Raw genomic sequence first — 22648 nt, 5'->3', positions numbered from 1 at the left:
ACAGGTCAGCGTCCTGAAAACCTAGTCTAGGTTTTCAGAACGCTTTCACAAGATTAGACTATGTACCCAAGATTTTACGTACCCGCTCACGCAGATCGGGTATATTCTCGGCCTCAAACCAGGGATTACGCTTGCGCCAGCCAATATTGAGCGGAGAAGGGTGCACCAGAGGCACAAAACCCGGCAAATAATCCTCTGCGTGCGCCACCGTTTCCGTAAGGTTACTGCGAAGCCGCGGAGCAGAAACTCCATCAAGATAGTACTTTTGCGCATAAGCGCCTACCAGAACGGTTAATTGTGCATGCGGCATCATGGCGCGCAGCCGCGGATGCCAACGCGGCGCAAAATCCTTACGCGGTGGTAAATCACCGTGCTTACCTTTTCCCGGATAATAAAAATCCATCGGCATCAGGGCAAACAGCTCTGGGTTATAAAACTCGTCATCACTTACGCTCAACCATGTACGAAGTAACCGACCACTCACATCATTCCAAGGGATACGAGTCTCTTGTGCAATACGCCCGGGTGCCTGGCCCACCAGAATAATGCGTGATCGGGCGCTCGCCGAATATACGGGTTCCCAGCCGCGTGACGTGTACTCGGCGTTCATCGGATCGGAGGCTATATCCTCAAAAAGCAGAGGAACCTGGCGGTCGGCACACATGAAACTAAATCTTTCCTCCCGTGAATCCGTGTTGGCGCCATGCTTCAAAAATTGCGATGGACGCGGAGTTCGCCAGGTTAAGGGAACGGCGCCCAGGAATCATGGGGATTTTTACACGTTCTGTAATATGCTCATCCTGCTGTACATCGGCTGGTAAGCCCACGGACTCCGGACCAAACATCAGCACATCGCCATTACGATATTCAAGATCCGCATACGAGGTCGTTGCCGTGGTGGTAAAGGCGAAAACACGCGCAGGCATGAGGACCTCCCAAGCATCCTGCAGGGTCTTATGAACCGTCACGACCGCAAGATCGTGATAATCCAGCCCGGCACGGCGCAGATGCGCATCCTCAAAATTGAACCCTAGCGGCTCGACGAGGTGAAGCTCAGCCCCGGTTACCGCAGCTAGACGAATGGCGTTACCCGTATTCCCTGGGATTTCGGGGGTATAGAAAAGAATCTTGAACACGTACCCCAGTGTACCGCGACTATTTCTATCGGTCGTGACTCTTACTAGGTTTAGCCTGCGGCGCATTTATGGCGAATTCTTCCCGAAAGTTAGAGGAACAGCGATAGAATTAAGGGCAATACGCCAGAGGAGGAAATAGTGAACCGGGTCTATTTAGATCACGCAGCGACTACCGATGTCCTGCCAGCTGCTATAGACGCAATGGTACAGCAGATGCGTGCAGGCGGTAACCCCTCCTCGCTGCACGCTACCGGACGCGATGCCCGTGCCACCGTTGAATATGCCCGCGAACGTATTGCCCGAGCTATAGGATGCGATGCCGCCGAGGTTATTTTTACTTCTGGAGGAACCGAAGCAGACAACCTTGCGGTTAAGGGAATGTACTGGAAACGCAGGGAAGCAGACCCGGTGCGACGGCGCATCCTGGTATCAAGTATTGAGCATCATGCAGTGGAAGAAACCTGTGAATGGCTGCAGAAGACCGAGGGCGCGGTTATCGACTGGATTCCAGTGGATTCGCAAGGGCTGGTAGACCCCGAAAGCGTGCGGGAACTGATAGCCCAAAACCCTGCGGATGTTGCGTTAGTTACCGTTATGTGGGCAAATAATGAAGTTGGCACTGTACAGCCCATTCAAGATATTGCCGCCATAGCCTCTGAATACGGTATTCCCATGCATACGGATGCGGTGCAGGCTTTCGGTGCGGTACCAGTTAACTTCCGCGACAGCGGGGTCGATACGATGGCGATCTCCGGGCATAAAATTGGCGGTCCCATGGGCATCGGTGCGCTTATCGCCACACGAACAGCGCAGCTCACCCCGGTTTTGCACGGGGGTGGGCAAGAGCGTTCTGTGCGTTCCGGCACCATTGATGCCCCCGCGATCGCAGGATTTGCCGAGGCCGCCGCGCATGTGATTGAGCATCTTGAAGAAGAATCCATCCGTATTGCAGCACTTCGCAATGAGCTAATAGCGGCGATACAGGCGGTTATTCCACAAGCCCATCTGAGGGGCATCGATCCAACGACTGAGGCCTTTCCTGGTGAAAAAAGGCTGCCTGCAAATGCTCACTTTACTTTTGAAGACGCAGAAGGAGACACCATCCTCTTTCTGCTCGACATGCAGGGGATTCAAACCTCAACCGGTTCAGCCTGTAACGCGGGAGTAACAAGACCATCCCATGTGCTTCTCGCCATGGGGCTGGACGAAGACACCGCCCGCAGTGCGCAACGATTTACTCTTGGACATTCCAGCACCGGCGAAGACATTGCTCGGTTGCTCGCGGCCCTGCCCGAAGCCTATGCACAGGCAGCAAAAGCGGGTCTTTCCTCACATCTGCCTGACGCTCAACGCTGGTACGGCGGATAATTGCGGCGAACCTGCGCACATGCAATAAGAAGCGTACAATAGAACCTCACATTTATTCTTACCACGAAACCGTACCCAACGTTTATAAGGAAACTCTGTGAAGATTTTGGCTGCTATGAGTGGCGGCGTCGATTCAGCTGTTGCTGCCGCCCGTGCCGTTGAGGCGGGGCATGAGGTAGTGGGCGTGCATTTGGCGCTTTCTCGTATGCCCGGAACGCTCCGCACCGGTTCTCGTGGGTGCTGCACCCTTGAAGATTCTATGGATGCGCGCCGCGTATGCGCCCAGTTGGGCATACCCTTCTTCGTATGGGACTTCTCGGAGCGTTTCAAGGAAGATGTAGTTGATGATTTTATCGCCGAATACGAAGCGGGACGAACCCCCAACCCCTGCATGCGCTGTAACGAGAAAATCAAATTTGCCGCGCTTTTGGAACGTGCCGTCTCCTTAGGGTTTGATGCTGTAGTCACCGGTCATTACGCCCGCGTTATCACCAACGACGACGGCAACCGAGAACTGCATCGAGCCGCAGACTGGGCAAAAGATCAGTCCTATGTGCTGGGCGTCCTTACCCACGAACAGCTCAAACACGCCTGGTTCCCCCTAGCAACCACGCCCTCGAAGGCGGAGGTTCGTGCGGAGGCTGAACGGCGTGGTTTTTCGGTTGCCAAGAAACCGGACTCTTACGATATTTGCTTTATTCCCGAGGGCGATACCCGTGCCTGGCTAGGCGAGCACATTCAAATGCGCCCCGGCATGATTAAAGACACCTCCGGCAATGTGGTGGGGGAACACCCTGGGGCTCAAGGATTCACTGTTGGGCAGCGTAAGGGGCTAGCCTTAGGTACTCCGGCGCCTGATGGGAAGCCCCGCTTTGTTTTAGAAATCCGACCAAAAACGAATGAAGTTATTGTCGGTTCTCGTGAGTTACTTTCTATCGACGAAATCCGCGGAATTCGGGCCACCTGGGCTGGAATTCCTGTTCCGGAAGCAGAACATTTTCTTGCTCAGGAACCAAAACTCGGCGCGCGCAGCGAGACCTTTGATGTTACCGCCCAAGTGCGTGCACATGCGGACCCGGTGCGCGGTACCGCGCATCTTGAATGGGCAGAAGATACCGAAGATACCGATGCCGAAACCCCTGGAAAACTCCGTGTAGAGACTGTGGTGCGTCTGCACGATGGGCTCTTTGGCGTGGCACCCGGGCAAACTATGGTGCTTTACCAAGGCACACGAGTTTTAGGACAGTCCACCATAGCCCGTGCTTACTCACTTGCTCGTGAAGACCTTGATGATCTTCGTGAAAACGCAGCAGTGTAATGCTCGTAACCCTTAAGGACCTATAATGACCCAGCAAGAATTTGATCCGCGTGCCACCTCCATGGGAGACGAAGTTTCCGCCGAGGTTTACGAAGAACTCTTCGCGATGCGGCGCTCTATTGATAACTTCGATGCCGCGTTGGTTCATATTCTTGCGGAGCGTTTTCGAGCCACCCAGCGCGTTGGGGTTCTTAAAGCACAGCATAACCTGCCTGCGGGTGATCCAGGAAGAGAAGAAGCCCAGATAGCTCGTCTGAGGGCTATGGCGAAAGAGTCTAGTCTCGATCCCGAATTTGCGGAGAAATTTTTGAACTTCATTATTTCCGAGGTTATTCGACACCACGAAAAAATAGCGCACGCGCATAAGGACGAGCTGGCTCAAAACGATGATTCTCTCGACCGTCAGACGGATTAGATGCTAGCGTAGATTTGATGACCTCGTTCTCTACCAGATTTGCGGACGAAAACACCCGAAAACACCATGTGCCCGAGCGCCTGTTGCTACCGGGTGATTATCGTGCACCCGAACGTGAGTTCGCTACCGAGCTTGCTGAGCGCGATACCATTGCGGTACGGGTCAGCGGACTAGGCGAATTCCCCGGCACGCAGATAATAGATGCCCTGCATCGTGTGCGCGGTGAGTTAGGGCATCCGCATCTTCCATTCTTACCGGAGCTTCCAGAGCGTGGCTGGCAGGGCACTACTCTTGCCCGCACCATTGCCACGCTCTCTGGAATGGAACTTGAAGGCGCGTCCTATGGATGGCGATTAGTTCACACTAGAGGCGGCGGTACCCGCGAAAGTGCGCGTGCGCGATCCCGTTATGTCTCAGATATTAACGCACTCGCCGATGTCGTAGGCGGTGAGTCTTCTGGAGCTTTAGTGCCTGAGGATGCTGCACCCAGTTTCAAAATTCAGCTGTGCGGACCATACACCCTTGCTGCGCGGGTCTATGCGCCTAATGGCGAGCGTGCCATCAGTGATGCGGGGGCGGCACGCGATATACGGGATGCCTTTCTAGAAGGGCTAGGGGAGAGCATCTCTCTTATCCGTCAAGCCCTCAACCAGCCCGAAGCCCGTCTTACGGTACAACTGGACGAGCCGGAACTTGGGCGCATTATTTCGGGTACTATCCCTACGGTGAGTGGTTTTCGCACTATCCCAGCGGTACCGGTTAGCGAAATCTACGAAAGTTACCGTATCTGCGCCAATACTTTTGCCGAACTTACCATAACGCCTATGCTGAACCTCACCAAGGTTCCCTTGACGTATCCTGATGATCGCACGTTGAACCTCAGCTCTATGGCAGATGCTTGCGCTATAGCCCGTACGTTTTCAACGGCAGATAATCCTGCCGAACTGCTTTTTGACCCGGACGAAGCAAGCCAGAATCTGATTCAGGCACAGCCTCTTAGCGACCCGCATCGCTGGGAAATAGCGGCAGCTGTACTAGAATCCGGAGCCAGGCTTTGGCTGCCCATCGTAGAATCGGATGCTATACCGCAGCAAGCACAGAGATTGTGGAGACTGTGGAATGATGTTGGACTACAGAAAACCGAGATACGTTCGGTTGGGCTAACACATCGTGCAAATACTACACATATAAACCCGCATGAGGCCACACTTCAGATGGCGAGAACCACAGAGTATGCGCGAATAGTCGCAGAAATGGCGGCTGAGGGCTTAGGATAATTACTATAATCACCGAATAATATAGAGGAGAGACGCCATGACCACCACCACCTCGACCGTCCTGGTCGTTGATGATGATGACGCTCTTGCAGAAATGATCGGCATTGTCCTGGCACAGGAAGGATATAACGCAGTTTTTTGCGAAAACGGCTCTCGCGCCTTTGAGACGTTTATGCGGCATTCACCAGATTTGGTATTGCTGGACCTCATGCTTCCGGGGAAGAGCGGTATCGAAGTCTGTGAGCAGATCCGTTCGTCATCTAACGTGCCTATCATCATGCTGACTGCTAAAAGCGATACTGAAGATGTGGTAAAAGGGCTGGAAGCTGGCGCTGACGATTACATCGCGAAGCCCTTCAAACATCTTGAGCTTATGGCTCGTATCCGTGCTCGTTTGCGCCCGCGTGAGAGCCGCCAGTTGGTGGTGCGGGTGGGAGATACCATCATGGATATGGATGGCCGAACTCTCAAGTATAAAGGTGTTGAAGTGCCTATGACACCTTTGGAATTCGACCTTCTTGCAGCTTTGGTTCGCCGTCCGGGGCAGGCCATGAGCCGTCAAGAGCTGTTAGAGACTGTCTGGGGCTACAGCGATGTGAGCGATTCTCTGGTAAACGTTCACGTGCAGCGTCTTCGCGCGAAGTTTACGGATATTGGTGCCGAACAGGTTATCCAAACGGTGCGCGGCGTCGGATATAAAGTACCCCTAGAGAACGTTGGAGGTGCCGCCTAACGTGATATTTCAGCCCGCTATGCGCATCTTCATATCTGGAAAGTAACTTTGCCTATGCCCACACCTGATGCAACCTCTGGAGCCTCCGATAGTCGGGACTTGGACGCTAAGTCTAAGCCCCGGAAAAAGCGAACCCTCAACCCATTCCGTGCAATTCACCGGTTGTGGGTTCATTCTCTGCAATTTCGGTCCGTGACCAGCGCGGGCATCATGATGCTTATTGCTTTTATTGCGGTAGGAACCTCGCTGTCTAACCAGATTGCAACATCGCTTTTTGAGAATAAAAAGAACCAGGCGTTAGAAGAAACTAGTAAGGGATTTGAGACTGTACAGAGAGTGTTGGATCCTATTAGTGCGCGTGAAGACAGCGAAGTTCGACGTACTGTTAAACACAACCTCACGGTTCTTGACGCTGGCGGCGATACTCAGCGGCGCTGGGTTTTAGTGTCCTTGGATCAGCAATCGAAGAAGGGGTTTATTCCTGAGCAGAGTAGCGATAACGCGCCTCTAGATGCCTCGGTAATACCCACAGATTTTAAAGATACTGTGCGGGATTCTCCCGGTGTTTTTTGGGAGAAAACGACGCTTTCAGAACCTGGAAAATCCAATGGCGAGCCTTACCCGGCCTTGATTATTGGAACGAGTGTATCCATTCCTCAGAACCCCAATTATGGGCTGTTTATGGTATACGACTTAAGCGAGTCTGAATCGACCATTACGTATATCAATGTTGTGTTAAGTACCGGATTCACAGTGTTGCTGATTCTAGTACTTTCAATTGTGTGGTTTGTCACTCGTTTAGTGGTACGCCCGATCACTTCGACCGCTATTACAGCAGAGAAACTTGCTGCCGGTGACCTAAACCGCCGCGTTAACATTCGTGGTAAACATCAGGCTGCGCGATTAGGAATTTCCTTTAATAAAATGGCGGATAGTCTGCAGGATCAGATTACACAGCTGGAGAGACTATCGACGCTGCAGCAGCGATTCGTCTCGGATGTGTCGCATGAGCTGCGTACACCGCTATCGACGGTACGTCTGAGCAGCGAACTCCTTTATGACTCGCGTGACACCCTCAACCCTGTGCAGTCACGCAGTGTGGAGCTTATGCATAACCAGGTGGATCGCTTCCAAGCCTTGCTTTCTGACCTTCTGGAAATTTCGCGTTTCGATGCTGGCAGTGCGGTTTTGAACATCGACGCTGAAGACTTTATGAGTGTTCTTAACGATGTTTTGGTCGAGGTTATTCCGCATCTGGAACGTACCGGGACCAGGCTTATTGTGCATTCTGAGCAGGCGCATATTGATATTGATATCGATAGGGTTCGCATTGAACGTGTTTTGCGTAATCTCCTCTTTAACGCTATCGAGCATGGTGAATCCAAGCCCGTCGATATTTACATCGCCACGAATGCAACAAACTTGGGTGTGGCGGTACGCGATCATGGCATCGGTTTGAGTGAGGAGGAAGCAGCACAGGTCTTCAACCGCTTCTGGCGTGCAGATACCTCACGCAAACGTACTCTAGGGGGTACTGGGTTGGGCTTGTCTATTACCGCCGAGGATGTACGTTTGCACGGTGGGCGTATTGAGGCTTGGGGCATGAAAGGAAAAGGCGCCTGCTTCACGATGAACTTGCCACTTGTTCAGGGGGGAGAGCTCGGTCCTTCCCCGGTCTTGATTACCGGAGAACCTGAGCCAGAGGCATATGCTCACAGCGCTCTTGCGGGCGATACTCTTTCGACATCATTGCGTAAAACCCGTCATGAAACTCAAGATGATGCATCTGAAGGACAGGTATAATGCGCAGAACATTTCAAAACTCTTCGCACAAACAGACGCTGTCAGAGACCTTGCCCGCTCTTTCACGCCGCACGATGCTTCTGGGCGGAGTCGGAAGTATTGCTTTATTGGTGCAGGCATGCTCTGGATTGCCAGATCCTAAGGGTATTCAAAAGTATTCAGAGTCTTTGGACAATGCAGACGATAGAAAGTCTGCAATCCATGCTATGAGTCCTCAGGTTGGCGGAACTCCGGAAGGCATTATTGAAGGCTTTCTGCGTGCTGGTGTTGATAGCTCCGATGATTACGGAGTGGCTCGCCAGTACTTAACGACAGAGTTTGCTCAACAATGGGTTCCAGAGGTTCAGACCCGTATATATTCTGAGACCGCGCGTATTACCCGTGGCGAGGATAATATTTATAAGGTTTCGATTAAGCAAACTGCTCGTGTGGATGAGCGCGGTTTAGTTACTTCCTTTATCAACGCTCCTGCACCAACTCCGGAAACGTTCGAGATGATTCAGGAGGGCGGTGAGTGGCGCATACGTAACTGCCCCAACGGGTTGTGGATAGACGGTAGTGAATTTGACCGTTCTTTCAAATCCTACCGTCTGTATTACTACGATCCTAGCTATACCTACGCGGTGCCAGATTTACGCTGGTTCGCACGTAGCGATGAAATTTTTAAAACGCTGGCTCAAACCCTAATCATGGGACCAGCAAATTACCTCAAGGAATCTGTCTTCTCAGCGACTTATGAGTCCATGAAAGTTAATGGTGCTAACTTTGACACTGAAAAGCATACGATAAAGGTTGATTTTGGAGGCGAATCTACAGATGAACTTCAATTAGCACGTTTACGCCAGCAGATTGTGCATCTTGCCAGCAATTTTACGGGTATTGAGACTGTAGTTTTCTGCTATAACGGCCACGAAATTTCATCATCAGATAAGCCCGAAGGATTTCATGAAATACCTTTGGTGACGCAGTCTAATACTAGAATTGTGGCGCTTAATGAAGACCGTTTAGTAACTCAGCGTGATTTTGATGCTGGGGATTCGCAGCGCACGCTAGTGGAAAAAATTAAGGATCCTTCGGCGCCAACTATCGGATATGACGGCACTACCTACGCTTACTTAAGCGAGGGGCGTAAAAAGCTTTATACAGTGCGCGATACAAATTCCTCAAAAGTTTGGGAAACACGCGACTTATCTCGCCCCAGCATTGACCATTATGGATGGGTATGGGCCACCGATCATAGCGGAACAGTACGCGCCTTTAACCCGGCATCCGATAGCGTTGAGGAAAGAGAAAAAGGCATTAACATCTCTGTTCCCTGGCAAAATGGTCTCGTTTTTAACTCTCTTAAAATTTCACGGGACGGCACTCGGGGCGCGTTTATCACCACGCGAGATAATGCGTCAATGCTAGTTATTTCAGGGATTATACGTGATGAGAGTGGCAAACCGCGTAGCTTTACCGAATTAGTGCGGGTTAACGCCTCTGTATCTCCCCATTGTGTAGATTGGGCGGGAGAACAGACCCTTGCCGTCGTCAACACCACCACAGGGGAAGCAGAACTAACCTCTCTCAACAGCGAGGAGACAAAGCTGGATCGGTTGGAGGGACTGCGCTCTATGTCTGCAGCAGGGGACAGCGGTCATATTATTGGGCATGTCGATACGGGAGAGTGCTATCTTCTGGAAGACCGCGGCTGGAAACTCATAAGCGGATCGCTGAGTGAGATTACGTACGCAGGATAAAAGAGCAATGGATAAAACACCTCGAAAGAGAGGTAAAAAGGCTCTTTACGCAGTGTGGGAGCTGTTCTTTCCGGCAACATGTGTTGGATGCGGTGTAGGCGGTACGGCGCTTTTAGATGCTGCCGGTACTCGCCGGGCTTTATGTACTCGGTGCGAGACTTCACTGAGAAAACAAACCTCCGCCGTGCACACTCCTGTGCTGCAGCACCCCGTACCGGGAGCGGTTGCAGTAGGTATCTATGAGAAAACACTCGCGCATGTGATCCTTTCCATGAAGAATGCGGGCCGCACTGATGCGGTTCCCGAACTAGCGCGCGCATTGGGCAGGGCCGTGGCAACGATTATTGACCGTGCGCAAGTTCCCGCAGGAACGCGCATCCTATTGATACCCGCCCCTTCATCACAACGTAGCGTGCAGCGTCGTGGTTACGTACCGGCTGAGTTGCTTGCGCGACAGGTAGAACACGAGCTTAATCGTTCTGTAGCTCTGTACAGACGTAAAGTGCGGGTGAAGACACATCATATCTTGAGTTTAGAAAAAGAAAACATATACCAGCGTTTAATAAGGCCGAATACAGCAGGACAGAAAACGCTCGGAGTTAGCGCGCGAGCCCAGCGTATGGAGGGAGCGATGCGGGTGTCACCCAGAGCAAGTGTAGCTGGGGCACTGTGCATTGTGTGCGATGATGTGATGACTACCGGTGCCACCGTGTTTGAAGCATCACGAGTCTTGCGCCGGGGTGGCGCGAGAGTTCTGGGAGCAGCCTGTGTAGCCGCTGTGTCGATGCAGAAAAAAGTGGACGAGGAAGCCCTTATGGTACACCCGGACTAAGGCTATTCTGCGTTTTGATACACAGTGTTCGTACTACGAAAATAATTGTCATTTCCGGTGACATGCACCATAAGAATGTAATAAAATAATGACAAGGAGCCTCAAGGACGGGCTCCCGGTATCGAACTCAACCGAGTACGGTGCATAACCCCCACACTTTGGAGGGAAATATCGTGGAAGTCAACATCTACGGACGTAATATCAAGATTTCGGATCGTCTTCGTGAATATGTCGAAGAGAAGGTCGAAAAGTTCGAGCAGCTTGGCGACAACGTGAGCGATATCGACGTCAAAGTTACTAAAGATGGCCATCTTGGTGGCGAGTCAATTCGTGTTGAGATTACCGTTGTTGGACGTGGACCGGTGCTTCGTGCAGAAGCCCAAGGACATGATAAATTTGCGGTCTTTGATGAGACTTATGGAAAGCTCTTGGAACGCCTGCGTCGAGCACGTGATCGTCGTAAGCTACGCAAACATGGTGGTAAGCATCCTGTTTCTGTCGCAGATGCTACAGGATCGCTTCCTAAGGTTACCGAGACGATTACGGAAATTTTGCTACCCGATGTTCCTGTTGAAGAAGCAGCCTTCGACAATAGCGAAGTTACCCTCGTCGATGAAGCAGCTTCACCAATTGAGATTCGTCACAAGAGTTTTGTAGGTGAAAAGCTGACTCCGGCAGAAGCCGTGGATCGTATGGAGCTCGTTGGTCATGACTTCTACCTTTATATTGACAAAGAAACAGGAGCACCGGCAGCCGCATATCGCCGTAAAGGATGGAGCTACGGTATTATCACTCTCACCGAAGAGTAGACGACATTCCTCATTATTAATACTCATTTAGATTTAGAACCCGAAACGCTTTCTTTCGAGCGAGTGTTTCGGGTTCTGCTATATTCCTGTGAGGAAAATAATTATTATTTCTACCCGCGCAGAGCGTAAAAATGAGGACTGTGACTGTCAGATGGATACCTCTGCCCTACAATAGTTAGGAAAGCCTCAAGCCGTGGGCGCATTTTGTGTCGCCCTCATGAGGGGACGAAGACAACAAGGAGTAGAAGCTCAGTGGCATCTTTCTTAGAGAAAATCCTCCGCACTGGCGATAAAAAAATTCTTCGACAGTTAGAAGCGTATAGCGCGGCGGTCGATTCGCTTGAGGATAGTTTCGCGTCTATGACCGATGCCGAGCTCCGCGGCGAGACCGATAAGTTCCGTGCCCGAATTGAAGACGGCGAATCCCTGGATATTATGCTTCCTGAAGCCTTCGCTGTTGTCCGGGAAGCATCTAAGCGTACCCTTGGAAAACGTCACTACAAGGTTCAGGTTATGGGCGGAGCTGCCCTGCATTTGGGAAATATCGCTGAGATGAAAACCGGTGAGGGTAAAACTCTTGTCGCAACTCTGCCCGCATACCTAAACGCACTCAGTGGCAAAGGTGTGCACGTGGTAACGGTGAATGATTACCTTGCCGAATATCAGGCGAATCTGATGGGTCGTGTCTACCGGTTCCTTGGTATGGAATCTGGCGTGATTCTCTCGTCGATGGACCCGGACCAGCGTCGTAAACAGTATGAAGCCGATATTACCTACGGTACGAATAATGAGTTTGGCTTCGATTACCTGCGTGACAATATGGCATGGACCGTTGACGAGCAGGTACAGCGCGGGCATAACTTTGCCATTATTGATGAGGTTGATTCGATCTTGATTGATGAGGCGCGTACCCCCCTTATTATCTCGGGACCAGCTGCAGGTGAAGCGAACCGTTGGTACGGTGAATTCGCGCGCATCGCAAAAAACGTTCTTAAAGAAGATGAAGATTACGAGGTAGACGAGAAAAAACGCACCGTTGGTATTCTCGAATCTGGCATCGATAAAGTTGAAGACCATTTGGGTATTAAGAACCTGTACGAATCCAGGAATACTCCACTTATTGGTTTCTTAAATAACTCCATCAAAGCGAAAGAGCTGTTTACCAATAACAAAGACTATGTGGTGATCGACGGTGAAGTCCTGATCGTGGATGAGCACACTGGTCGTATTCTTCCTGGACGCCGCTATAACGATGGTATCCATCAGGCTATTGAGGCTAAAGAAGGCGTCGAAATTAAGCCTGAAAACCAGACGATGGCAACCGTAACCTTGCAGAACTATTTCCGTATGTACGATAAGCTTTCCGGCATGACTGGTACTGCGGAGACTGAGGCTTCTGAATTTATGAGCACCTACGAGCTGGGTGTTGTTGCTATTCCCACGAATAAGGATGTGCAGCGTATTGACAACCCGGATAAGGTGTACCGTAACGAGGTAGCCAAGTTCAAAGCCGTTGTTAAAGACATTAAGAAACGCCATGAAAAGGGACAGCCTATTCTGGTGGGTACGACGAGCGTTGAGAAGTCGGAGTACCTCTCGCGTCAACTTGCAAAAGAAGGTGTGCGCCATGAGGTGTTGAACGCCAAGAACAATGAGCGTGAGGCTCACATCGTGGCTCAGGCAGGGCGCAAGGGTGCCGTAACAGTGGCTACCAACATGGCAGGTCGTGGTACCGATATTATGCTTGGTGGTAACCCAGAATTCGAGGCTGTCGCCAAGATGGCTGAATTGGGTCTTGACCCGAATCGCGATTCTGAAGCATATGAGAAACGCTGGCCCGACATTCTGGAACAGTGTGAGGAAGAGGCAGCGGCCGAGCACGATGAAGTAACGGAACTTGGTGGTCTTTATGTGCTAGGCACCGAACGCCATGAGTCGCGCCGCATCGATAACCAGCTGCGTGGTCGTTCTGGACGTCAGGGTGACCCTGGCGAGTCCCGGTTCTACCTTTCACTCACTGACGAGCTTATGCGCCTGTTTAATACCGGCGCTGCAACCCGCCTCATGGCGATGGCTCCGGAAGATTCTTCTCTAGATTCGAAGTTGGTGACACGCGCTATCGCGACTGCGCAATCAAACGTTGAGTCACGTAACGCAGAACAGCGTAAGAACGTGCTGAAATACGATGATGTTCTTAACCGTCAGCGTGAAGCCATCTATAAGGACCGTTCTCTGATTCTGCACGGCGACGATCTCAAGGAACAGATCTCTGGTTTCGTGGATGAGGTCTTGACGACCGCCATTGACGAACGTGTCAGCGAAGGGCACGCAGAAGATTGGGACCTTGACGACCTGTGGGAGGCTCTTGAGAGCATCTATCCCGTCAGTATTACCGCCGACGACCTGGCGGAAGACGCCGGGGATCGAACCCAGATTACTCGCGACCAGATAGTCAAAGAGATCCTTGCAGATGCGCATCTTGTCTACGATGAACGCGAAGAATCTGTAGGCGAAGATTCTATGCGTGAGATTGAGCGTCGTGTAATGCTCTCGACTATTGGAGAACGTTGGCCTGAACATCTGTACGAGATGGACTACCTGAAAGAAGGCATCGGACTACGTGCGATGGCACAACGCGACCCCCTAGTGGAATACCAGCGTGAGGGCTACAGCATGTACCAGGCTATGCTTGATGCTATTCGTGAAGAGACCGTTAGTTACCTCTTCAATTTGGATTTGTCGAAACAGCGAACCAAGGCCTCGGCGGTGCAGCTTCAGTCTCCGAGCCGCCCAAAGTTCTTGCAGTACTCTGCACCCAATGAAGAAGGTGGCACCGATGTTCGTGTAGAGAACGCTGACTAGCAGCTTTTTCACTATTTTTATTATGCATGTGGGCACTCCCAAAAGCTTGGGGTGCCCACATCTGGTTATGCGGTTTAGATAAAGTGCAGTGCAGTAATATACCACCCGCCGTAGCGAGCCTGCACCCGCATTGCCATAGCCCTGGTTACAACACCGTCCGTGAGAATAATACATGCCTCATATGTCTCGTCATTAAGTCTTTGAGCACGGCTCCGCGCTACGTGCGGGGTCTTGGTAAAAGCGAGATAACTAGCATGTTGCTCTTGTGAGGAACGGCGCTGTTCCAACGCCGTGAAGCATTCGGGTGATAGCCAGTGTTTGAACTGCTGTGCGGATCGCTTTTTCATAAGAACCTCAAGAACCGCTAAACCTATGCCTGCGCAAAGCGACTCAATGCGTAGGGTTCCAGAATCGGAGCGCTTAAGAGGTCGCCCGTGAGATGCACTTTTCCGGGAACGAATGCGTGCCCTAACAGCGGTGTTCTGTGGCAACATATGGTGAGCTTTTCTATTCTGTTGATCTTGAGCGTACATATTGATCGGGGAAAGGACTACTCCATATTGTGATTGGACAAGATTTCCTGGCGCGGTCGATGGTGGTACATCGGGAATATCACTCTGTTGCGCTCTGGCGGCTGCTTCTTCGAGAAGATGGCTCTCGATCTTCTTGGAGAGATCGTGAAGAGAAATATTGATAGCGGTCATGATTTAGCTCCTTTGCATAGTGGTTGGGCATATCGGTCGAGAAGAAAAATAGCGTACTTATCGGTCAGGCAATGTGAGAGTTTGACCCGGATATAGGATATTGGGGTTATCCCCCATAACGTCCAGGTTGGCAGCGTGAATTCTCAGGGAGTATTCCAGAATCTCCGGAGGAGAGGCATTGTCGCTCAGCTCGTGGCAGGCAATGGACCAGAGAGAATCACCCACAACAACTTGGTGGCTGGAACGCGTAGTGTGGTTTCGAGATGCTGGTGCTACCTCTCTGGAAGGTGCGCCTTCTCGTTGGCCGCCGAAGAACGGGCTCAAACTCTGATGTTCTGCTTGAGGCTGGATTGGCGAGGGAACCGCCGGTTCGGCAGATATGTTTGGCGGCGGCGTACCATAGGGCTGCGCGTAGGGTGAAAGACTTGGAAGTTGCTGCTGGTGCTTTTTAACGGGTGCTGCCGGGCTCTCAGAAGACTCATGAGGAGAGGCGGAAGCCCCAGTAGCCTGCGGAGATGAGGCAGCAGCCTGGTAGAACGGAGAGTTCTGAGACGGTACCCCTTGAGGGGTTCCTGCGGCTGACTCCTGCGGTGAGGCATTCGCCTCCGTGCTGGGCGTAGAATTTTCCACAGATGCCTCTGACGACGACGAAGCCGAGTGGGCAGCAGGGGAAGCCGAAAGCTGATACGGCGCAGATATTGCAGGGCTGCTGATATTCGGATGCGCATCTGCGGCCTGTGCAGGTGCAAATGCCGCGCTAAGACCTAATGCTGCACCGCCTAGAGTAAGAATAGTGTTGCGTATATACCGGGGGAGCAGAAAAGTTCCACGATCCTCACGGTGGTGCAGGCGTATGGAACCGGCTCTGACTTTCAGAAGGTATCCAACACCGAGGATAACGCCAAGAGCCCACCAGAGCATGACGGCTGCAGAGAGGACTTCAACGCTTATCATCATAGCGTTTTCCAAACCCGTCAAAGATACAGATATAACGCGAACACTATGCGCTAGCACCCCTGAGAGAACGGATAGTGTGGGAACTCCGATGCTAAGCACTCCATCAAGGACGCTCATCTGAGCTTGTGACTTCATCGTATTCCCCCCTGGCGTTGGTAGTCGTTGATGTTCTTATATGTAATATTTACCGCGCCTACATAGTCGGTGTAAATCTGAAGGGGAGAATCTTAATCATTTAGTAATAATTCTCGAAGAAATGCTGATTTTTCGGGTCTTGTGGAGGTGCAATATGCCTCAAGACTTTAGAATACAGTAGGCTCATAGCATGAGAATGCAACGATTATTCCGAGATTTAGACATACAGTTTGAAGCGGAACAGCTTCGGACTCTTGAGAACCAGGCACAACGACGTGCCCGCATGCAGTATCTGGCGGTGACCATGCGTGAGCGATGTGCGGCTCAACATGGGAGCAGGATAAAAGTCTGTGGCACGGATGGGACGGTTCGTGAAGGGTGTCTTGAAGCGATTGGTCAAGGATGGATTCAGCTCAGCATAGGACGAGAGAATATCCTTATTCCAGAATCGAGCATCCTGTGGTGGGAATGCGAGAATCAAGCGGCAAAGGTCAAGGTTGATGTGCAGGCTCGTGCCTATAGGTTCAGCACGTCCGATGCTTGCTACGCCTTGATGATGGCGCAAGAGCCAGTGCGGGTATCTTGTGATTCGCCAGTAAACACGATGTTTGAAGGTGTTATCGCACGAGTTGGGGCAGACTTTATCGAAATGACGTTATCTCCATGCGAACCTTATTCCACATACTCCAATGCGCTGGCATATAAAGAACGGGGTGTGAGGATAATCCCCACATCCCGTATATGCGCTATTGTAACGGTCAATTAGTTGGCTTTGATTTTCGTCATTTTGCCGGAGGCGATGGCTTCTAGTGTCTGCTCGTGGCGTTCGTTAATGTACTCTTCGAAGCGTGTGCGCTCAATACGCCATTGGTTGCGACCACCAATTTGAATTGCTGGTAGTTCACCGCTACGAACGAGTGCTCGTACCTGGCTCAACGACACCTGCAACTCTTCGGCGACATCGCTGAGTGTCAAAAAACGTGGTGCAGACATGGTAAAAAATCCTTCCGCTACAGAGTCTTTGGGTCCCTTTGTGCTCTTGGGGAGCAGCTAATGTGTAGTTTCAGTATAGTCTACTAAATAGGCTTATGCCAGCTTATTTATGTACATAAGCCTGAAAAAATTATCTAGCTGCACATCTCATATTCATAGGTTTGTAGTTTAGATATTATGCACACAAAGAGATGATATCGCGCTCAAAGTTGTAATAATTGCTTTCAAGGTGTGCAGTGTGGTGCTATATAATTTAGGCGCTTGCTCCCTGATGAAAGCGCAGAAAACGGCTACAAACCACTAGGGTAGCGACACTTCCGGATGAAAGGTCTATGCAGTGAAGCATAATAAAATCTCCAGAACGAATATGCATCAATCTGAAGAAAGTAGTATGCGTATGCACAAGCCGGGTTTTAAGGACCCGAAGCTTATTGTTGGTCTTATCTTAATTCTGATTTCAATAGCGGGAGTTATTGGAATTATTAGAATTAATAATCAGACTTATACATATTACACTGCGAAGAATGATATTTCTATTGGGCAAAAGATTACTCCAGATATGCTGATTGAAAAACAGGTTAATCTGGGTGATAGTAAAGATCGCTATCTTTCACGTGAGCAACTTGAATCAGGAAAGTATATCGCTGTGCGGCAAATTCCTGCGGGGGAGCTTATTAGCTCGGCATCTGCACACGAGAATATCCAGGAGCGCAGACGGCTTGTTACAGTAACCCTTGATCGTGGAATAGCTTCTACTTTTAAAGCTGGCGAGCGTGTGGATATCTGGGTCATCTCCTCCGGCAAGGAAAAGCAGAAAGTGCCTGAGGGCGAAGGCAAAAACGAGGATATTGAGTCTGAACAAAAACCTCTTGTTCAGAATGCAGAAATATCAACTATTGCGGTTGATGAAGGGGTTTTGGGTGCGAACGGGCATGCCAATGTACAGCTTTGGATAGAATCCGAAAAGCTACCGGACATTCTGCATGCCATGTCATCAGAGACAAAAATTACCCTTGTGCCTATTGAATATAAATCTGAGGGGAACTAAGTGATCCATAATATCCCTCTGGTACTTTTAGGAGACGACGGTACCATCCTGAACGCTATCGAATCTCAACGGGGGCGTGTTAGCGTTGCTCGAAGCGCTCATACTTTTGCGGATGCTTTAGGCTATGCCCACGCCGGAATAGCGTGTGCTATTCTCAGCGTGGGTCTGCCCCAGGAAGCTACCGTATCTATTCTGCACGAACTGGACGAAGCAGATGTAAAATTTATTGCTTTGGTTCCTGAAGATACTCCGCTTCCGGATCTTGTTATGCCTCTTGCAACAGATACGGAACCGCATCAACTGCCAGCGGTAGTGGAAAAACTACTTGATGAGGCATCTGCTGAGCCTGAACAGGAGCTCGGCATAACTCCTCAAAAGGCGGAGAACGGGTATGGGTACGACTCGGGATATTCCGGACACTACGGATATGATACGCAGAATCTCTACAACGGGTCAGGAGAATACCTGCATCCCGATACTTCTGGATACGGCTATGCTCTAGTAAACCCGAATAGAAGCCAGACTGAACAAAGCAGCATGGATTTTCCATTGTCTTGCCCTTCGCAAGAGCAATTAAAAGCGTCGCAGCTTCAGGAAGGTTACGAAGCCTCTGCTTACTTTGAAAGTAATATGCAGCAGCCAACGCTGAACGAACTTAGAGATTCGCCCCGACAATACTATTCACAGTTTTCTGGGTCTCAATCCGAGGCCGTAGAAGCTGAAAATCGAGGAACTATTGTTGCTGTGTGGGGTACAGGGGGAGCGCCTGGGCGTAGCACTTTAGCGCTTAACCTAGCGAACTGCGCTGCCGCTGAGGGGATGCGTGTATGCTTAGTCGATGCCGATACCTATAACCCCTCATTAAGCCCTCTTTTAGGTCTTCTAGACGATTATTCTGGTATCGCACAGCTGTGTCATTTTATCGAGCGTGGGCAGCTTGACACCCAGATTAGCGATGAGGCAATTAGCACTCTGCGGGTGGGAAAGTATTATCTTGATTTTTTGAGCGGTATCACTCGTCCCGATCGCTGGCCTGAGCTGCGAACGCGTGCGCTCCGCGATAGTATAAAGTGGCTTGCGCATCGCTATGATGTCATTATTCTTGACACAGCAGCATGTCTTGAGTCAGATACCGAGCTTGGTTTTGCGCAGGCTGGTCCCCGCCGCAATGGTGCTGCTATAACGGCTCTTGAAATGGCGGATCATATTGTATTACTGGGAAACGCCGATATTATCGGTATCCCTCGAACGATCCGTGCGTATGACCAAATGCATGAAGGTGCCTGTACGCTTCGTGATACTGTCAAGGTTCATATCTGGCTCAACAAGGTTCGTGCTGAGGCAACCGGACGGGACGCGGAACGAGAACTGGCGAATACCTGGCAGCGTTTTGGGCCGCGAAACCCTATTTCGGGGTTTTTACCGTATGATCGGAAAACTGTGGATCGGGCATGGTTTCGTGGGCAGACTCTTCTGGAGTATGCGCCCAGAAGCCCGCTTATTGTTGGGATTCGCAAGCTATACACATCGTTGGGCCTTAGGAAACTGAGGTGAGCCTTTTCTCGGGATACGAAACCGAAAAGTAACAATAGGGTCTATTGCGCATGAATACGGCGTAAAAACTATAAACTCTCCACGTTATATATCCAGAAAACATGGTTGAACCGTAGAATAGGTTAGACGTATTCAACTTCTTGGGAGAGCCCAATGTCTTTTACAGAGAGTAATCTCAGCCCTGGTGGTTTCGGTCCTGGTGATACCGAGTGGATTCACCTCATCATCGGGGAGTGGCAGATTATTGCCGATATTGCTCAGAGTGACCTTGTTGTATGGTTCCCCACTGACTATGTGGTGGCTGATGGGAGCGGGCCGGATAGCGTTTCTGGACCGTCGGCGTCCAGCGGGTTTTCAGCAATAGCACATGTGCGCCCGTCTAACGTTCACACTCTGTTTCATCACGATATTGTGGATCACACGATGGACGATAATATCTGCGATGAAGCACGTAAATCTTGGCATACCCAGAAGATTGTTCATCATGTTATGGAAGCCGGGCCCAATATGCGCCCCGGAGTGAAAGTGACCTTTGTGCCGATAGTGCGTAATAGCCGTACTATTGCGCTTCTGAGTATGCATACGATTCCCACTGTAGTGCGGGCATCATCTCAAGCTGAAGAAATCTATAACTGGGTTACCGAGAATATGCTTGAGATGATTCACCTTGGTATTTGGCCTGATCCTCTGGCGCAGGAGAATAATACTCGTGGTAATCCGCGTGCCATTGATGGAATTATCGTCATTAATCCACAGGGTCAGGTCGTTTTGGCCTCACCCAATGCAAACTCAATGTATGCGCGCTTGGGGCTAGGTGACCATCTTGAGAACCTCAACCTGGCGGATGTTACCCGAGATATGCTTCCTTCTGGGGAGGAAGCTGATGAGACTTTGCAGCTCGTTTTAGCGGGCCGTGCGGATATACGTACTGAACTTACGATTGGCCGCACTCGAGTAACGATGCGCTCTATTCCACTCGTGCATAGTACTACTTTTCGGCTGGAACGTCGTGGTGCACTTATTTTGTGCCGTGATGTCACTGAGCTGCGTCGTCGCGAGCTGGAGCTTATGACAAAAGATGCAACAATCCGAGAGATTCACCATCGTGTTAAGAATAATCTTCAAACGGTTTCGGCGCTTTTACGGTTGCAGTCGCGGCGCATGACAACACCTGAAGCAAAGCAGGGACTGGAACAAGCTATGCGACGCGTGGCTACAATTGCAACGGTGCATGAAGCTCTATCGCAGGGGTTAACGCAGAGTGTAGATTTTGATGAGCTTATCGAGCGGCAATTCCATATTGCTGCCGAGCTCGCTTCTCCCGGGCAGACCGTAGATACAGAGCTCTTGGGGCACTTTGGGTTACTCCCTAGTCAGTTTGCCACTCCGCTTGCCCTAGTTATCAACGAGGTTGTTGCAAATGCTGTGGAGCATGGACTGAACGGTGAAACTGGGCGTGTGACTCTTGAAGGGTGCCGAAACATCAATGAGCAGGGGGATAATACCCTGACCGTTATTATTACGGACAACGGCAGAGGTATGGGGGATGACCCCATCGAAGAATCTGGTGCGGATGCATACCGGCCTACAGCGGAGCATGAAGGATTAGGAATGCAGATCGTACGTACTCTAGTTGCCAGTGAGCTTAACGGCTCGATCCGTTGGGAAGCGAATGAGCCTTCGGGCACGCGCGTTATTATCAACGCCGTCTTGAGTTAGTACGACGTCGTATTTTGGTATGAAGAAAATAGCAGAAGCCCGGTGTCACTCCTGCCGGAAGTAGGAGTGACACCGGGCTTCTACTTTGAGAATACGCGCTTATAGTTAGGAAGCACGGCGGGCACGAGCGGCGCGACGTTTCATCGCACGACGCTCATCCTCGCTGGTACCTCCCCAAACGCCAGAATCTTGACCGGTTTCGATAGCCCATTTGAGGCATACGTCAATAACCTCGCACGAGCGGCAAACAGTTTTTGCCTCTTCAATCTGCAAGAGAGCAGGCCCGGTGTTTCCAACAGGGAAAAATAGTTCTGGATCCTTATCCAAGCAAGCAGCACGGCTACGCCAATCCACAGCTGGACCTCCTTCTATCTTATGGTTTGCTCGTGCTTCGCTACTGCACGGTAGCTGACAACAAGCGATAACTTAACTTGTTCTGTGTGCGTGTAGGCAAATCTTTACGTCAATAAGTGGTGCAAAAATTTGACTTATCAACTTTCGCATGGATATTCCTCTCTGACAAGGGGTTTTCCGAAAAAAATCTTAAAATTTTGGAGGTTTGCATCACTTAGGGTCTCCTTGTATCTAAGTTTCAATACTTAAGAAACTCCTATAACTATGTTCAAAAATCATGAAAGAAGAGCAAATTATGTGAACTTCTACGAATGCACGACATAAAACGTCAGACCATGCGTGCTTAACGACTGCCAGTTAGAATTAAAAGCCTATAAGCCTCGCATCTGAGCCCACCGCAAGGAGAGTACGATGGGGAAGACCACCAACACGATGAAAGCACGCATCACCGTACCGATTACTGTAAAAATAACCTCCGGTATATTAGGATTTTTTGCCGTCGTGCTTGTGTACCGCGGAATTATCGCACCCTTCATCATGAATGACTCTGAGAGGAACGCAGATCGTATCGTCAACAGTCTCATTCAAGTTGCTTTGGGGGTAGGCATCATGTTCTGCGCTGTTCGTTTCTATCAGGGACATGCTCGTATCTGGGTGATGCTCATCAGCCTGTGTGCTGCTTTTGTAGGTGCTTCTAACCTCTCCATATACTTTAGTCTTACCCCAGAAGTACAAGCTGCTGCCGTAACATTTTTAGTGATTAACTGTGTGGAAATTCTCTTAGCTGGAACGGCATTCGCGCTCCTCTTCACCCGTGCAACCCGAGAATATACACTCAAAGTTACTGAGGAAGAGGAACGAGAATTATCCCGTTATGCGGGTCGATAAA

Annotated in this window: 21 protein-coding genes; 15 read left to right on the top strand and 6 right to left on the bottom strand. The window is 50.6% G+C overall.

Annotated elements, in window-relative coordinates:
- Positions 1-58: 58 nt before the first annotated feature.
- Both HMPREF2958_RS06080 and HMPREF2958_RS06075 read right to left on the bottom strand, forming a co-directional pair.
- Positions 59-664, bottom strand: coding sequence for a uracil-DNA glycosylase family protein (locus tag HMPREF2958_RS06080; protein ID WP_070697298.1), 606 nt, complete (start codon positions 662-664; stop codon positions 59-61).
- Positions 665-668: 4 nt separating this feature from the next.
- Positions 669-1136, bottom strand: coding sequence for a tRNA (cytidine(34)-2'-O)-methyltransferase (locus tag HMPREF2958_RS06075; RefSeq protein WP_070697296.1), 468 nt, complete (start codon positions 1134-1136; stop codon positions 669-671).
- A 138-nt stretch (positions 1137-1274) separates the two neighbouring features.
- Between HMPREF2958_RS06075 and HMPREF2958_RS06070 the strand changes: the two genes are divergently transcribed.
- The 10 genes from HMPREF2958_RS06070 (at position 1275) to secA (ending at position 14295) form a co-directional block, all read left to right on the top strand.
- Complete coding sequence (locus HMPREF2958_RS06070) at positions 1275-2504, top strand: cysteine desulfurase family protein (protein WP_070697294.1); 1230 nt, start codon at positions 1275-1277, stop codon at positions 2502-2504.
- A 97-nt stretch (positions 2505-2601) separates the two neighbouring features.
- Positions 2602-3822: a tRNA 2-thiouridine(34) synthase MnmA gene (gene mnmA, locus HMPREF2958_RS06065; protein WP_070697292.1), complete on the top strand. Its 1221-nt coding sequence runs from the start codon at positions 2602-2604 to the stop codon at positions 3820-3822.
- A 25-nt stretch (positions 3823-3847) separates the two neighbouring features.
- On the top strand, positions 3848-4237 hold the full coding sequence (locus tag HMPREF2958_RS06060) for a chorismate mutase (RefSeq protein WP_013397426.1): 390 nt from the start codon (positions 3848-3850) through the stop codon (positions 4235-4237).
- A gap of 17 nt (positions 4238-4254) precedes the next feature.
- A complete protein-coding gene (locus HMPREF2958_RS06055; protein WP_070697290.1) occupies positions 4255-5514 on the top strand; it encodes a uroporphyrinogen decarboxylase/cobalamine-independent methonine synthase family protein in 1260 nt (419 codons plus the stop codon).
- A gap of 37 nt (positions 5515-5551) precedes the next feature.
- Positions 5552-6247: an MtrAB system response regulator MtrA gene (mtrA, locus tag HMPREF2958_RS06050; RefSeq protein ID WP_013397424.1), complete on the top strand. Its 696-nt coding sequence runs from the start codon at positions 5552-5554 to the stop codon at positions 6245-6247.
- A gap of 54 nt (positions 6248-6301) precedes the next feature.
- Entirely contained in the window at positions 6302-8050 is a 1749-nt protein-coding gene (gene mtrB, locus HMPREF2958_RS06045) for an MtrAB system histidine kinase MtrB (protein ID WP_070697289.1), read from the top strand.
- Positions 8050-9792, top strand: coding sequence for an LpqB family beta-propeller domain-containing protein (locus tag HMPREF2958_RS06040; RefSeq protein WP_070697287.1), 1743 nt, complete (start codon positions 8050-8052; stop codon positions 9790-9792). The genes mtrB and HMPREF2958_RS06040 overlap by 1 nt, the downstream gene beginning before the upstream one ends.
- A 184-nt stretch (positions 9793-9976) precedes the next feature.
- Positions 9977-10624 (top strand): ComF family protein, encoded by a 648-nt coding sequence (locus HMPREF2958_RS06035; protein WP_246828058.1) that lies wholly within the window; start codon positions 9977-9979, stop codon positions 10622-10624.
- Positions 10625-10797: 173 nt separating this feature from the next.
- On the top strand, positions 10798-11433 hold the full coding sequence (gene hpf, locus HMPREF2958_RS06030; RefSeq protein WP_070697283.1) for a ribosome hibernation-promoting factor, HPF/YfiA family: 636 nt from the start codon (positions 10798-10800) through the stop codon (positions 11431-11433).
- A 252-nt stretch (positions 11434-11685) separates the two neighbouring features.
- The gene (secA, locus tag HMPREF2958_RS06025) at positions 11686-14295 is read left to right on the top strand and encodes a preprotein translocase subunit SecA (RefSeq protein WP_013397419.1); all 2610 of its coding nucleotides are present in this window, start codon (positions 11686-11688) and stop codon (positions 14293-14295) included.
- Between the two features lie 74 nt (positions 14296-14369).
- On the opposite strand, the gene HMPREF2958_RS06020 is transcribed toward secA, so the two are convergent.
- Positions 14370-14999, bottom strand: coding sequence for an Rv3235 family protein (locus tag HMPREF2958_RS06020; protein WP_070697282.1), 630 nt, complete (start codon positions 14997-14999; stop codon positions 14370-14372).
- Positions 15000-15056: 57 nt separating this feature from the next.
- On the bottom strand, positions 15057-16091 hold the full coding sequence (locus HMPREF2958_RS06015; RefSeq protein WP_070697280.1) for a LysM peptidoglycan-binding domain-containing protein: 1035 nt from the start codon (positions 16089-16091) through the stop codon (positions 15057-15059).
- A 190-nt stretch (positions 16092-16281) separates the two neighbouring features.
- On the opposite strand from HMPREF2958_RS06015, the gene HMPREF2958_RS06010 reads away from it, so the two are divergent.
- Positions 16282-16857, top strand: coding sequence for a hypothetical protein (locus HMPREF2958_RS06010; RefSeq protein WP_070697278.1), 576 nt, complete (start codon positions 16282-16284; stop codon positions 16855-16857).
- Here HMPREF2958_RS06010 and HMPREF2958_RS06005 read toward each other — a convergent pair.
- Positions 16854-17084 (bottom strand): helix-turn-helix domain-containing protein, encoded by a 231-nt coding sequence (locus HMPREF2958_RS06005; protein WP_004005036.1) that lies wholly within the window; start codon positions 17082-17084, stop codon positions 16854-16856. The two genes, HMPREF2958_RS06010 and HMPREF2958_RS06005, sit on opposite strands and share 4 nt — an antisense overlap.
- A 337-nt stretch (positions 17085-17421) precedes the next feature.
- On the opposite strand from HMPREF2958_RS06005, the gene HMPREF2958_RS06000 reads away from it, so the two are divergent.
- The 3 genes from HMPREF2958_RS06000 (at position 17422) to HMPREF2958_RS05990 (ending at position 21405) form a co-directional block, all read left to right on the top strand.
- Complete coding sequence (locus tag HMPREF2958_RS06000) at positions 17422-18132, top strand: SAF domain-containing protein (protein WP_246828057.1); 711 nt, start codon at positions 17422-17424, stop codon at positions 18130-18132.
- Positions 18133-19686 (top strand): CpaE/TadZ family protein, encoded by a 1554-nt coding sequence (locus HMPREF2958_RS05995; RefSeq protein ID WP_070697276.1) that lies wholly within the window; start codon positions 18133-18135, stop codon positions 19684-19686.
- Between the two features lie 153 nt (positions 19687-19839).
- On the top strand, positions 19840-21405 hold the full coding sequence (locus HMPREF2958_RS05990; RefSeq protein ID WP_070697274.1) for a sensor histidine kinase: 1566 nt from the start codon (positions 19840-19842) through the stop codon (positions 21403-21405).
- A 105-nt stretch (positions 21406-21510) separates the two neighbouring features.
- On the opposite strand, the gene HMPREF2958_RS05985 is transcribed toward HMPREF2958_RS05990, so the two are convergent.
- Positions 21511-21759: a WhiB family transcriptional regulator gene (locus tag HMPREF2958_RS05985; protein WP_004005030.1), complete on the bottom strand. Its 249-nt coding sequence runs from the start codon at positions 21757-21759 to the stop codon at positions 21511-21513.
- Positions 21760-22170: 411 nt separating this feature from the next.
- Here HMPREF2958_RS05985 and HMPREF2958_RS05980 point away from each other — a divergent pair, with 411 nt between their 5' ends.
- Positions 22171-22647 (top strand): hypothetical protein, encoded by a 477-nt coding sequence (locus tag HMPREF2958_RS05980; RefSeq protein ID WP_070697272.1) that lies wholly within the window; start codon positions 22171-22173, stop codon positions 22645-22647.
- The last annotated feature ends 1 nt before the right edge of the window (position 22648 follow it).

It is taken from the genome of Rothia sp. HMSC036D11, from assembly GCF_001814205.1.
GTDB classification, from domain to species: domain Bacteria; phylum Actinomycetota; class Actinomycetes; order Actinomycetales; family Micrococcaceae; genus Rothia; species Rothia dentocariosa.
The sequence above is the reverse complement of the archived record's forward strand: the minus strand, read 5'-3'. Positions and strand labels throughout refer to the sequence as shown.

Coding starts and splice junctions, on each gene's coding strand:
- HMPREF2958_RS06080 (WP_070697298.1), bottom strand. CDS start 664: ATGTGTGCCGACCGCCAGGTTCCTCTGCTTTTTGAGGATATAGCCTCC.
- HMPREF2958_RS06060 (WP_013397426.1), top strand. CDS start 3,848: ATGACCCAGCAAGAATTTGATCCGCGTGCCACCTCCATGGGAGACGAA.
- HMPREF2958_RS06055 (WP_070697290.1), top strand. CDS start 4,255: ATGACCTCGTTCTCTACCAGATTTGCGGACGAAAACACCCGAAAACAC.
- mtrA (WP_013397424.1), top strand. CDS start 5,552: ATGACCACCACCACCTCGACCGTCCTGGTCGTTGATGATGATGACGCT.
- mtrB (WP_070697289.1), top strand. CDS start 6,302: ATGCCCACACCTGATGCAACCTCTGGAGCCTCCGATAGTCGGGACTTG.
- HMPREF2958_RS06040 (WP_070697287.1), top strand. CDS start 8,050: ATGCGCAGAACATTTCAAAACTCTTCGCACAAACAGACGCTGTCAGAG.
- HMPREF2958_RS06020 (WP_070697282.1), bottom strand. CDS start 14,999: ATGACCGCTATCAATATTTCTCTTCACGATCTCTCCAAGAAGATCGAG.
- HMPREF2958_RS06015 (WP_070697280.1), bottom strand. CDS start 16,091: ATGAAGTCACAAGCTCAGATGAGCGTCCTTGATGGAGTGCTTAGCATC.
- HMPREF2958_RS06010 (WP_070697278.1), top strand. CDS start 16,282: ATGAGAATGCAACGATTATTCCGAGATTTAGACATACAGTTTGAAGCG.
- HMPREF2958_RS06005 (WP_004005036.1), bottom strand. CDS start 17,084: ATGTCTGCACCACGTTTTTTGACACTCAGCGATGTCGCCGAAGAGTTG.
- HMPREF2958_RS05990 (WP_070697274.1), top strand. CDS start 19,840: ATGTCTTTTACAGAGAGTAATCTCAGCCCTGGTGGTTTCGGTCCTGGT.
- HMPREF2958_RS05980 (WP_070697272.1), top strand. CDS start 22,171: ATGGGGAAGACCACCAACACGATGAAAGCACGCATCACCGTACCGATT.